Origin of the sequence: Marininema halotolerans (assembly GCF_900116235.1) — a bacterium.
In the GTDB taxonomy this organism is placed as follows: Bacteria; Bacillota; Bacilli; order Thermoactinomycetales; family DSM-45169; genus Marininema; species Marininema halotolerans.
On sequence record NZ_FPAA01000008.1, the window covers coordinates 97,920 to 111,297 of the forward strand.

At 45.4% G+C, this 13,378-nt stretch carries 9 protein-coding genes; 1 reads left to right on the plus strand and 8 read right to left on the minus strand.

The window, feature by feature from the left end:
• Nucleotides 1-136: 136 nt before the first annotated feature.
• From hppD to ccpN, 8 genes are all read right to left on the minus strand, one after another.
• Nucleotides 137-1,258 carry a 4-hydroxyphenylpyruvate dioxygenase gene (gene hppD, locus CHX35_RS11500; RefSeq protein WP_091837612.1) on the minus strand — a complete coding sequence of 374 codons (1,122 nt, stop codon included), beginning with the start codon at nt 1,256-1,258 and terminating at the stop codon, nt 137-139.
• Between the two features lie 111 nt (nt 1,259-1,369).
• A complete protein-coding gene (locus CHX35_RS11505) occupies nt 1,370-3,025 on the minus strand; it encodes an AMP-binding protein (protein ID WP_091837614.1) in 1,656 nt (551 codons plus the stop codon).
• A gap of 185 nt (nt 3,026-3,210) precedes the next feature.
• Nucleotides 3,211-4,350 (minus strand): acyl-CoA dehydrogenase family protein, encoded by a 1,140-nt coding sequence (locus CHX35_RS11510; protein WP_091837616.1) that lies wholly within the window; start codon nt 4,348-4,350, stop codon nt 3,211-3,213.
• A 225-nt stretch (nt 4,351-4,575) separates the two neighbouring features.
• The gene (rpoD, locus tag CHX35_RS11515) at nt 4,576-5,694 is read right to left on the minus strand and encodes an RNA polymerase sigma factor RpoD (protein WP_091837618.1); all 1,119 of its coding nucleotides are present in this window, start codon (nt 5,692-5,694) and stop codon (nt 4,576-4,578) included.
• Nucleotides 5,695-5,724: 30 nt separating this feature from the next.
• The gene (gene dnaG, locus CHX35_RS11520) at nt 5,725-7,563 is read right to left on the minus strand and encodes a DNA primase (RefSeq protein ID WP_091837620.1); all 1,839 of its coding nucleotides are present in this window, start codon (nt 7,561-7,563) and stop codon (nt 5,725-5,727) included.
• Between the two features lie 488 nt (nt 7,564-8,051).
• The gene (gene ppdK / locus CHX35_RS11525; protein ID WP_091837622.1) at nt 8,052-10,700 is read right to left on the minus strand and encodes a pyruvate, phosphate dikinase; all 2,649 of its coding nucleotides are present in this window, start codon (nt 10,698-10,700) and stop codon (nt 8,052-8,054) included.
• Entirely contained in the window at nt 10,697-11,524 is an 828-nt protein-coding gene (locus tag CHX35_RS11530; protein WP_091837736.1) for a pyruvate, water dikinase regulatory protein, read from the minus strand. The genes ppdK and CHX35_RS11530 overlap by 4 nt, the downstream gene beginning before the upstream one ends.
• A 19-nt stretch (nt 11,525-11,543) precedes the next feature.
• The gene (gene ccpN, locus CHX35_RS11535; RefSeq protein WP_091837624.1) at nt 11,544-12,218 is read right to left on the minus strand and encodes a transcriptional regulator CcpN; all 675 of its coding nucleotides are present in this window, start codon (nt 12,216-12,218) and stop codon (nt 11,544-11,546) included.
• Between the two features lie 211 nt (nt 12,219-12,429).
• Between ccpN and CHX35_RS11540 the strand changes: the two genes are divergently transcribed.
• Entirely contained in the window at nt 12,430-13,338 is a 909-nt protein-coding gene (locus tag CHX35_RS11540; RefSeq protein WP_091837625.1) for an apurinic/apyrimidinic endonuclease family protein, read from the plus strand.
• Nucleotides 13,339-13,378 lie beyond the last annotated feature (40 nt).

The following is a 13,378-nucleotide window of genomic DNA, read 5'->3' on the forward strand; positions in this document are numbered from 1 at the left end:
ATCCACTCCCGTCCATGAATTCCCTACTCTCCTATCATTTCCATGGACGCACTTTTTATGAAAAATCCACTGCTTGTTTTCAAACACAAAAGCACCTACGAGTAGGTGCTTTTGTTAACCGATATCTCTTTGCTTCTTATAGATTTCCGCGTCGTTCCTGTTCTCGTTCAATCGCTTCAAAGAGCGCTTTAAAGTTACCCTCACCAAAACCACGAGCACCTTTGCGCTGAATAATCTCGATAAAGAGAGTAGGACGATCAACAATTGGTTTCGTAAAGATTTGCAATAAATACCCTTCGTCATCCCGATCAACAAGAATACCATATTTCTTTAAATCTTCGATTTCCTCATCGATCTCACCCACCCGTCCCTTCAGTTCTTCGTAATAGGTAGGGGGGGTGATAAGAAATTCGACCCCTTTTGCTTTCAATTTACTTACCGTGGACACGATATCTTTTGTGTAAAGTGCAATATGTTGCACACCTGCACCTTTAAAGTACTCCAGATACTCTTCGATTTGGGATTTTCGCTTCCCTTCAGCAGGTTCGTTAATCGGGAATTTAATCCGCCCAGTACCATTTTGCATCACCTTCGACATTAATGCAGAATACTCCGTAGTAATATCCGAATCACTAAAGTGACGCAACTCCTTAAAGCCCATCACTTTTTCATAATAGGAAACCCACTCTTCCATCCGTTCCACATTTCCCACAACATGATCAACGCCCATCAGACCTGCGTCTTCAAAGGGAATGTTTGACTCTGCTTCAATAAATCCAGGAGCAAAACATCCTTTGTACCCTTTTCTCTCTACTAACGTATGGATTGTATCACCATAGGTACCGATCACTGCGCGCTTTACCGTCCCATGTTCATCGGATTCTTCGATCGGCTCACAAATGGCAATCCCACCACGGGCAATGGCTTCTTTATATGCCTCTTCTACATTTTCAACTTCAAGGGCAATATCTTTCACGCCATCTCCGTGACGATTGACAAATTGGGCAATCGTATGATCCGGTGTAAAGCAACCGCTAACGATTAAACGAATGGTCCCTTGTTCCAAGACATAGGAAACAACGTCACGACTTCCTGTTTCAAGCCCTTTATACGCCACGAGATGAAACCCAAAGGTTTTACAAAAATAATGCGCCGATTGTTTTGCGTTCCCCGAATAAAACTCTAAATAATCCACATCTAAAATGGGTAAAAAATCCTGTTGGTCTGTGGATACTGACTGAACTTTCAAGTCTTCCATGGAAAAGTCCTCCCATCGGAATATTATCTTTCTTCAGATTACATAAGCCAACCTTGGGCCTGCAAGCATCTACGGAGGCGCGTTTTTGCTTGTATGTGATGAAGAAAGAGATCAAGTCGCCCACACACTCTTGCGAAGCTCTTCCGCTAATTGCCGTAATTTAAATTTTTGCACCTTGCCACTTGCTGTCATCGGGTAGGCATCCACAAAGTGAATAAAACGCGGGATTTTATAATGGGCAATCTGCCCCTGACAATACATCGTCACCTCATCGACCGATAACTTTTTCCCTTCAACGATCCGAATAAAAGCGGAGACTTCTTCCCCGTATTTTTCATCAAAAACACCAACCACTTGCACATCTAAAATATGGGGATGGGTATAAAGAAACTCTTCAATTTCACGGGGATAAATATTTTCACCCCCTCGGATAATCATATCCTTCAATCTCCCTGTGATGGAGAGATATCCTTCTTCATCCAACACACCAAGATCGCCAGTATGTAGCCACCCTTCCGTATCGATGGACTGATCAGTCGCCTCCTTCATCTTGTAGTACCCTTTCATCACATGGGGCCCGCGGGTACATACCTCCCCCTGCGCTCCCGTGGATACATCCAGTCCCGTCTCAGGATCAATGACTTTGACTTCCACACCAGGAAGCGCTTTCCCCACTGTCTCTACACGGCAGGTGACCGAGTCATCTCGTTTCGTCTGTGTAATCACGGGAGAGGATTCGGTTTGTCCATAGGCGATGGTGATCTCCTCCACGCCCATTTCCTCCATCACTTTTTTCATCACTTCACGAGGGCAATTGGATCCTGCCATAATTCCTGTACGCAAACTGGATAGGTCATAGTGATGAAATTCGGGATGGTTTAACTCTGCGATAAACATGGTTGGCACGCCATGGATGGCTGTGCATTGTTCCTTCTCAACCGATTCAAGTACTCTCAGGGGGTCAAACTTGATCAGGGGTACCATGGTAGCTCCCCGAGTTACACACGCTAACGTCCCCATCACGCAACCAAAACAGTGAAAGAAAGGAACAGGAATGCATAAGCGATCTGCTTCCGTTAGCTTCATCCGATCCGTTATGCTGCGGGCATTATGGATGAGATTCGCATGAGTTAGCATGACTCCCTTCGGAAAGCCAGTCGTTCCTGATGTGTATTGCATATTAATTACATCATCTGGCGAAAGAGAAGCTTCACGACCCCTTAGCTCCTCCTCAGGCAGTTCGTCACCAAGCTGAAGTAAGTCTTTCCAAGTAAACATCCCAGGACGCCTTTCTCCGTCAAACAAAACAACATTTTTTAAGCGCGGAAGCCGCCTCGATTGCAATTCACCAGGCGGACAATGATTCAATTCCGGACAGATCTCTTGAATCATTTCGATATAACTTGCTCCCTGATAGGACTCCATTAATATGAGAGTCTCTGCATCGGATTGTTCAAGAAGATAAGCCAGTTCCTTGGTTCGATAATTGGTATTCACTGTGACAAGGACGGCACCCGCCTTTGCTGAGGCAAACTGAGTGAATAACCACTCGGGGTGATTGGTTGCCCACATGGCTAAATGCGATCCTTTTTTCACGCCAAGCTTGATTAACCCTTTGGCTACCTGGTCACATTGATCACGAAATTGACGATAACTCCAGCGCAAGCCTTTCTCAGGGTAAACAACACCTTCTCGCTCACCATAAAGGGCTACGACCTCGTCAAGCAATGTTGCTATCGTAACGAATGGTGACAACGATCGATCCATTCATATCCCTCCTCATTTTTTCACGATTGATAGCTACCGTCATAGTTTGTTCTTATAGTAAATGGAGAAAAATCAATTTAATTGAATGGTTAGAGACTCCCTTCACTTAAGTGAGGGGAGTCTCTATTGATCCAATGCGTCTAATTCATTCTATGTGATGACTGAAGGAAAAAATAAGCTGGTTTTTAACAACCAATTTCCCGAGCGATAACCATTCGTTGAATTTCCGAGGTTCCTTCACCAATCTCGGTCAATTTAACATCACGGAAGAAACGCTCCACCTTATAATCGTGCATATACCCATACCCACCATGAATTTGCACCGCTTGATCGCACACTTTCATTGCAATCTCAGATGCAAAAAGCTTACACATGGATGCTTCTTTCGTAAATTTCTTCCCTTGATCCTTTAACCATGCCGCTTTATAAACCATGGTGCGGGCTAATTCAATATTCATAGCCATATCCGCTAATTTATGCTGAATGACTTGAAACTTAGAGAGGGACGTACCAAACTGCGTCCGTTCTTTTGCATATTTTAGAGCTAATTCATAGGCACCCTGCGCGATTCCAACCGCCATGGCACCGATTCCAATGCGCCCACCATCCAATGTAATAAGGAACTGTTTGAACCCTTGACCAATTTCCCCTAAGATCGCATCCTCAGGAACGCGAACATTTTCCAGTACCAACTCCGTTGTATTTGAGCTATGCAAGCCCAATTTCGTATAGTTATCAATTACACGAAATCCAGGAGAGTCTGTATCAGCAATGAAGGCTGTAATTTCTGGACCTGCCTCTGTCCGGTTGGTTACAGCGGTTAAGGCGAGGAATTTTGCATAACTTGCATTGGTAATAAAACATTTCGAACCATTAATCAGCCAACCCTCACTATCTCGTGTAGCCGTAGTCCTTGTGCCGCCCGCATCTGACCCTGCACCTGCTTCTGTCAAACCGAAGGCACCCATGCTTTCCCCTTGACATAGGGGGGTAAGGTATTGCTTTTTCTGTTTCTCTGTACCAAAAAGGTATAAGGGTGCACATCCTAACGAGACATGAGCCGAATAAGTAATTCCTGCGGATGCACACACACGGGAAAGTTCCTCAACGGCAATTGCAAAGCTGGTGGTATCAGCTCCACCACCACCATATTCTTCTGGAAAGGGCAAACCCATTAGATTAAGATCTGCCATTTTGCGAAATATTTCAACAGGAAAAGTTTTTGTCCGATCTCGTTCATCGGCTCCTGGAGCAACTTCTCCCTCTGAAAAATCCCTCATTAATTTACGAATCATTTTTTGCTCTTCTGTCAAATCAAAATTCATACTGTCTCCACTCCCTAGTCTTTAAAGAGTTAACGCTTTCATTTATATTATAGGAAATAACGGGCAATTCCTTCAAGAATTTTCGCAACGATACTGCTTTCACCCTCGAACTGCCCTACGGCGGTATTTGCATTGGTTTGGGAAAAGGGATAGAATTGAGCTAGACTCCTTGTCAGAATTACCACCCAAAACAAAAAAGCACCCGTTTTCACGAGTGCTCCCTCATTATTCGAGGAAATCCTTCAACCTTTTACTCCGGCTCGGGTGCCTTAATTTACGCAATGCCTTCGCTTCAATTTGTCGAATTCGCTCACGCGTAACGCCAAACACCTTGCCTACCTCTTCTAATGTACGTGTGCGTCCATCATCTAAACCAAAACGAAGACGCAACACATTTTCTTCACGATCTGATAATGTATCGAGCACGTCCTTCAGTTGCTCTTTTAACAATTCATAAGCTGCTGCATCCGCTGGAGCCTGTGCATCATCATCAGGAATAAAGTCACCCAGGTGCGAATCGTCTTCTTCACCAATGGGAGTTTCTAAGGAGACGGGTTCCTGGGCGATCTTCATAATCTCCCGTACCTTTTCAGGTGATAACGCCATCTCTTCAGCAATCTCCTCTGGCGTAGGTTCACGACCTAATTCTTGGAGGAGCTGTCGAGAGACTCGTATTAACTTATTAATCGTCTCCACCATATGAACAGGAATCCGGATCGTTCGCGCTTGGTCAGCAATCGCTCGTGTAATCGCTTGGCGGATCCACCAAGTTGCATACGTAGAGAATTTGAAGCCCTTGCGGTAATCAAATTTTTCTACGGCCTTAATCAAACCCATATTCCCTTCCTGAATCAAATCAAGGAAGAGCATTCCACGACCCACATAACGCTTCGCGATACTCACAACGAGACGAAGATTTGCTTCAGCAAGGCGACGTTTTGCCTCTTCATCCCCACCTTCAATCCGTTCGGCAAGCTCTACTTCTTCCTTGGCGGATAGAAGAGGGACGCGACCAATTTCCTTCAAGTACATCCGAACGGGATCATTGATCTTAACCCCTGGAGGAACACTCAAGTCATCTGCCAACAATTCATTGGTCTCGTTTTCGTTTTCCTGGGTAAATTGAGGTGCATCCTCATCATCTTTGATTACTTCAACACCTTGTTCCCCAAGTTGCTCAAAGAAGTCATCCACCTGTTGAGAATCTTGTTCGTAGGAGGCCATCTTCTCCATGATCTCTTTATAGGTGAGGACCCCGCGTTTTTTTCCGAGGTCTACTAATTGTTCTTTGACTTGTTCTAATGTAAGTTCTTGCTCCAGATCCACGTTTTGCTCGTTTGCCAACTTCTGGCTCCCTCCTTCCCTGGTCCCATGCTACTCCGTCTCTCTTTGAACTTTTTCCCTGAGTTTCATCAGTTCAATCCCTAACTGGACGGCCTCAGCAATGTTGCCAGAGCGCTCTGCCTGTTTCACTTGCTCTTGTTTTTGTTCGATCTTACGATGAAGAGGATAATTACGGATATGGCGAATGTAGTCTGCTATTTCACCATTAGACACCTGATCGTCGTGGGATTCACTCATCATCAAGGCACTAATCTCTTGCACAAGGCGATCATCTTTTACATAATGGATAAAACGAGCAGGATCTGCTGTATACCCCTCCGCATAATAGGCATAGAGATACGCGGCAATAGCGGCATGGGCTTCTACATTAAACTCCGCTCCTACCTTTTCTCTTACCTGCTCAGCTATATCAGCATGATGGATCATTAAAAGAAGTAAACGGCGCTCTGCCGTCTCGAAAGCAAGGGCTTTCCGATCTTGACCGACCATGTGTTTGCTTTCTTGATATCCATTATGCCACTTCCCCTGCCCTTTATCCCCCATACTCTCTCTTCTCTTTTTCGACGCGACGACACGTTGTTCCTGTTTAAGTGCATCGAGGGAGACACGGAATTCTTCCGATAATCGCCGTAAGTAGTGATCCCGTTCAATCGCATGTGGTAATTCTGCCACGATATTTACCGCCTGATTCAAGTAACTCATCCGGTCATCGGTATCACGTAAATTAAATTCTTTTTTTAGACTTTCTAACTTAAAAGCAGTAAAGGGAACGGCCTGCGCAATCACTTCTGATTGAAAGGCATCCGCACCACGCACACGAATGTAATCATCCGGGTCCATTCCATCGGGCAGTTGAGCTACTTTGACGATACACTCTGCCTGTTTTAAAACATCCATCCCTCGAACCGTTGCACTGAATCCCGCACTATCCGAATCGTAGCAGATCACAACTTCTTCTGTATTCCGTCGAATGACTCGCGCTTGTGAGTCGGTCAACGCGGTTCCGAGAGTTGCCACCCCAGTCGTCAGCCCCGCTTGCCATGCTGCAATTACATCCATATACCCTTCGAAGAGAACCGCTTGTTCCTTTGTTCGAATTCCCTTGCGTGCACGATGAAGGTTGTATAAGAAATGGCTTTTATGAAAGAGTGTCGTCTCAGGGCTATTTAAATACTTGGGACGTCCATCCCCGAGTATGCGAGCACCAAAGGCGATCACCCTTCCCTGGGAATCTTGAATGGGAAACATGATGCGACCACGAAAACGATCAAAATAAGAGGGTTTTCCCCTCCGCTCTCGTTCAGAAATCAACCCCACTTCTGCAAGAACCTCTTCCGAAAATCCCCGCCTCTTCATAAAAGGATGAAGAAAATGATAGGAGTCTGGGGCATATCCGATTTGAAACTGGGCCATGGTCTCTGGTAGAATCCCTCGCTCACGAAGATATTCTCTCGCTTCCTTGCCGTGATCGGTTTCCGTCAGTAGATGGTGATACAGCCGTCCTGCTAAGTCCATCGCCTGTAATAGGTGAAGACGGTGCCGCTCTTCAGCACTATCTTCTCGGCTATCAGGGGTAGGAACTTCAATTCCAGCCTCTTCTGCCAGATGACGAAGTGCTTCAATAAAGGTCATCTGTTCACTTTCCATGATAAATCGGAAGACATTGCCTCCCAATCCACAGCCAAAGCAATGGAAAATCTGTTTTTCAGGAGAGACCGAAAAAGAAGGGCTCTTCTCAGAATGAAACGGACAAAGTCCAAAAAAGTTTCGCCCGCTCTTCTTCAGCTGTACCGTCCGCCCGACGACATCGACGATGTCATGATGCTCTCGAACACGGTCGATGACTTCCTCCGGGATCCTACCCGACATGAAATCACCGCCTCCTAGTACATACTATCCTTTGATGTTGAGCGATGTTCCCCTCTAACAGGAACCAATTCGCCAATTTTCGTCAAAATCCTTCATCCTTGCAATGGAAATTTTATTGCAATGTTTTCCATTGCCTTTACCCATTCATTCCAATACCTAGCGGAACATCACCCATGCCAATCGATTCTACAAGAACCAATTCTACAACATTCCGTTCATTCCTTCCACATTCCCTAAGGTTCGCATTTTCTCATTATTTGTCGAAGTTCGCGATCCTGAAAGTTCTACTTACCTAGTATACGCGTCATTCCTAGAAAAATCCTGCTCAGGCTTGACATTCAGAATTTTTTACATATCCATCTCACTGCAAAAATAAGGAACTTATTCCCCGTGATCCCTTGCAAAATTCTTGATGACCCGAGGAGTTAAGGGAAAAAGAAAAGAAAAAATAGCACCTGCTCCCAGGTGCTATTGGAGAATGGTTTTGTTTACGATGGAGGATTTACAGCGGCTTGTGCTGCCGCTAAGCGGGCTAGGGGAACACGAAATGGGGAGCAACTTACATAGTCAAGTCCGGTATCATGACAGAAACGAATCGAAGCTTTCTCTCCGCCATGTTCCCCACAAATCCCTGTTTTTAAGGCAGGCTTTACACTTCGCCCTGCGCGCACACCCATCTCAACCAATTTACCCACTCCCCCTGTATCCAGGGTAATAAAGGGATTTTCCGGTAAAATCTTTTGATCAATATATTGATGGAGGAATTTCCCTTCCGCATCATCCCGACTATAACCAAAGGTGGTTTGTGTTAAGTCATTGGTTCCAAAAGAGAAAAAGTCTGCTTCCAAGGCAATTTCATCTGCGGTTAGTGCAGCACGGGGTACTTCAATCATTGTTCCCACAGTATAGGGAAGAGTGTGTCCGGTTTGCTCTTTCACTCGAATGGCAGTCTCTTCGACCAAATTTCTCATTTCACGCAATTCATTCACGTGACCGACAAGGGGAATCATGATTTCAGGCAAAACCTGATATCCTGCTTGATCCGCCTGTACAGCAGCAAGAAAGATCGCTTCCACTTGCATTGCGTAGATTTCTGGGTAGATTAACCCTAAACGGCAACCCCGGTGGCCCAACATCGGGTTAAATTCATGAAGCGATCGTACTTTGCGCAATAGATCTTCTTTTTCTTTTAGGAGGAGCCGATCCGTATCAGGAGCCACTGAAAGGCGGGCCACTTCGGTCAACAATTCCTCTAGGTTAGGTAAAAATTCATGGAGGGGTGGATCAAGCAGTCGGATGGTAACAGGAAGCCCGTCCATCGATTGGAAAATCCCATAAAAATCCTCTTGCTGAAGTGGCAACAATTTTTCTAGCGCTTCTTGTCTCTCCGCCATGTTTTCTGCCAAAATCATTTCACGAACAAGGGGAACTCGATCTGCCTCCATAAACATGTGCTCGGTACGGCAAAGACCCACGCCCTCCGCACCAAACTCCCGTGCTTTGGCTGCATCCTTAGGATTATCAGCATTGGTTCTCACTCTCAACTGTCGCAGTTCATCCGCCCACTGTAAAAGGGTCTGAAATTCACTGGAAAGTTCTGGATCAATTAGTGGAACCTGCCCTTTGATTACTTTGCCTGTGCCCCCATCAATCGAGAGTAACTCTCCTTCTTTCATCACGGTATTGCCAGCAATGATTTTCTTTTGCTTTAAATCAATCTGTAATTCCTCACAACCACAAATACAGGGTTTACCCATCCCCCTAGCTACAACAGCCGCGTGACTAGTCATCCCCCCACGACTGGTCAAAATACCCTCTGCAGCAACGATCCCATGGATATCCTCCGGTGTAGTTTCAGGACGAACTAAAATGACTTTCTTTCCATTTTGCGATAAGCGTTCTGCATGATCCGCATCAAAAACAATCAATCCAGACGCGGCTCCTGGGGAAGCAGGAAGTCCTTTTGTAAGGACATTTAACTGGACATTTGGGTCGATCCGACGATGTAGAATTTGGTCCAAATGATCCGGGTCTACCCGGTTAATTGCCTCGTTTTTCCCAATGACACCTTCCTCAACAAAATCTACAGCGATTTTTACCGCAGCATGAGCGGTTCTTTTCCCTGAACGGGTTTGCAAAATGTAAAGTTTACCCCGTTCAACGGTGAATTCGATATCTTGCATATCTTGATAATGCTCTTCTAAACGTCGGCTAATCTCTCTAAACTCTGTAAAGATCGCTGGCATGCGCTCGGCAAGAGATTGAATGGGCTCAGGGGTACGAATGCCCGCTACCACATCTTCCCCTTGAGCATTAATCAAATATTCACCATATAATTGATTCTCCCCAGTAGAAGGGTTCCTTGTAAAGGCGACCCCTGTCCCTGAGTCTTCTCCCATATTGCCAAAAACCATCATCTGTACGTTGACTGCGGTACCAAGATCATCCGAAATTTTATGGATTTTACGGTAAATACGAGCTCGCTGATTATTCCAAGAATCAAACACCGCAATGATTGCCCGGTGCAACTGTTCCTCAGGTTGTTGTGGGAAATCCTCTCGGCTCTCTTCCTTAACGATTGCTTTAAATTGTTGAATAACTTCCCGCCAATCTTCGGCGGTAAGCTCCGTATCTGAAGCAATGCCCCGCTCTACTTTGCGTGCCTCAATCACACGTTCAAAACGATAATGGGGGATTCCCATTACCACATCACTAAACATTTGAATAAAGCGACGATAACAATCCAGAGCAAACCTCGGGTTATTGGTTAATGAAGCAAGCCCTTCGACGGTTTCATCGTTGAGACCTAAATTGAGTACCGTATCCATCATTCCCGGCATCGAAACGACGGCCCCTGAGCGAACAGAAACGAGTAGAGGATCCTTAGCGTCGCCCAATTTTTTACCGGCTTGTTGTTCTAACCGGGTCAAAGCCGTGGCAATTTCCTGTTTTTGTTGCTCTGTTAATGTCCGGTTTTCTTGATAATAGCTTAGACAAGCGGCCGTAGTGATCGTAAAACCAGAGGGTACAGGAAGTCCCGCTCGGGTCATTTCTCCCAGGTTGGCTCCCTTCCCCCCTAAAAGATGCTTCTCTTCCAATCGACCATCCTCAAATGAAACCACGAAAGCTTTGCTCACCGTTGACCGCCTCCTTTGCGAAAGATCTCCAAGATGATGTTGGCAGTTTCCTCCACCGCTTTATTGGATACATCAATGATCGGACAACCTACACGCTTTATTACTTTTTCGGAGTACTCCAACTCTTGTAAAATCCGTTCCATATTGGCATAGTTCGCTTGGGAAGTGAGTCCCAGTGCTTTTAATCGTTCACGCCGAATGCCATTTAATTGATCAGGATCGATCGTTAAACCAATACACTTTTCCGATGGCACCATATACAACTCCTCAGGAGCCTCCACCTCAGGAACGAGGGGGACATTTGCCACTTTGATTCGCTTATGGGCCAAATACATGGAAAGAGGTGTTTTCGAAGTACGCGAGACACCAATTAGAACGATATCGGCTCGCAAAAGACCGCGAGGGTCTCGTCCATCATCATACTTTACCGCAAATTCAATCGCTTCAACTTTTCGAAAGTAATCCTCATCCAAACGCCTTACTAAGCCCGGTTCTCTTTTTGGCTCACGCTGAAATAATTTCCCAATCCCTTCCAACATGGGTCCCATAATATCCACAACTGGCACCGAAGCTTTGTTAGCCTCCTCCAGTAAATATTCCTGAAGTTCTGTAACCACCATCGTAAAGGCGATCATCCCTTTAGTTTCAGCAGCAGCATGAACGGTTTCTTGAATAATTTTTTTATCATCTACGTAAGGAATTCGGCGTATTGCCACTTCTCCACCATTAAACTGACTCGCTGCTGCACGAACGACGAACTCCGCCGTCTCACCTACAGAATCAGATAGGAGATAGATGATGGGATGTTCTGATGTGTTAGAAATAGTTCTTCCCTCCCTGGTTCTATACAGGCGTATCTTCACCTAGTTCAACAAAAACTTTGGTGACGGTCGTTTTGGTGATTCTGCCAACCACTTCGACCCCTTTTCCTGAAGCGGATTCCTTCACAACTGGAAGCGCATCGACTTGATTGTAGATTAAGCGTGTAGCCGCTTCCAATAGCGTATCTTCCAACTGACATGTAACAATGTTGGGCATGCGGGTCATGATAACACCGATGGGTGTTTGTGCTAAGTCTTGGCCACCCATCGTACTCTTTAATAAATCTTTTCGGGAGACTACCCCGGTTAGAATTCCTCCATTACGAACAACAAACAGTGTTCCCACATCCTCAAGAAACATCGTGCAGATGGCATCATACACGGATGTTTCTTCCTGACAAACAACAGGCACTGATTTATGTTCTTTAACCGTCAACTTGCGAACGTAATCCCCTAGCAATTGGTTACTGGATTTGCCCGCATAAAAATAACCAACGCGGGGACGAGCATCCAAAAAACCTGACATAGTAAGGATTGCGAGGTCTGGTCGTAAAGTTGCCCGGGTCAAATTCAATTTTTCTGCAATATGTTCTCCAGTGATCGGTCCTTCATCTTTAACAATGCGTAGGATCGTCTCCTGGCGTTGTGATAGCTCGATAACATGGCACCCCCTCGCCAACCCTGAAAAAGTGATCATTATGACATACTTAAAAGAATTATTTCCTATATAGTATATACTATATTGAGCGAGTCAGTTACGCAACCTTTTTTCGACAAATCTCATCCCTGCGGGACTTCATTTGTCCAACTATTAGTAAAAAGATCTACCCATTCTTCCAATCACAAACATCTTTCTTCTCACCCCATTGACATTGTTAAGGATATCGAAGTAAACGGGAGGGTCGCCCATGTTACTCACCAATCCGATAGGCGGTCGATTTGATCCAGCTATCCCATCCTCTAACGGGAACCCACATTTCCATTGGGCGGAATTTTCACTACCTGAATCCCCGGATCATTGGATCACGTTCGCAGAGGATCTCCATAAAAGTCAGATTAAGCCCATGGCTTTTTCTGCTCCCCTACAATTCAACCTAGGGGGACATTTTCATAGAGATGAGTGGAACCAGCTCTTTCATACTTTTTCACCTTTATTGACCCCAGAATACCCTTTTCTGATCTGTCGAGGGACAACCGTCACCTTAAAGGAGTTATTTACCTACCTCGATGACCATCCTCGTGATTTTCATGCCTTTCAAGACTATAAAAGCCACTATGTCGATAGGATCATCAATCAATTACAAGACCTAGTCACGATGGCAAAGGCTTATGGAATTCAAGTCATCTTAGAAAATGCCCCGATGGGCAGTCCATTCTACTTTGAACCAGGTCAAGGACATATACACCCTGCTCTTCGTACACCTCGCCACCTCCGGCGTATTGCAAAGGCTACAGGAGTAAAGCTCTGCTTTGACACAGCCTATGCTCGCATCACCTCGAATGCCCTTACCTACATGAATCAATCTCGAAGTTTATTTGCTGGAGCTACGGAGAAGGAAATCCAGCATGCCCCTGCTGATTGGAATCAATTTTTTAGTCAAGTCAAATCGGTTACTGCACTCATTCGGCTATCCTCATCACTGAGTTGGGGAGATAGCCCTGAAACCTGCCATATTCCTTTCCGCCCCGATACCGAATCTGAGCTACGTACTTTTCTAAAGCAGGTTTCAGCAGATACCCCTATTCTTCTTCCTTTCAGACAGGAGAATCAATGGCAAGAATGGAATGCCAGTCTTGCTCGGATAGCAAAACTTTAAACAAGAAACCCTCACCTTTACAAGGTCGAGGGTTTTTGGT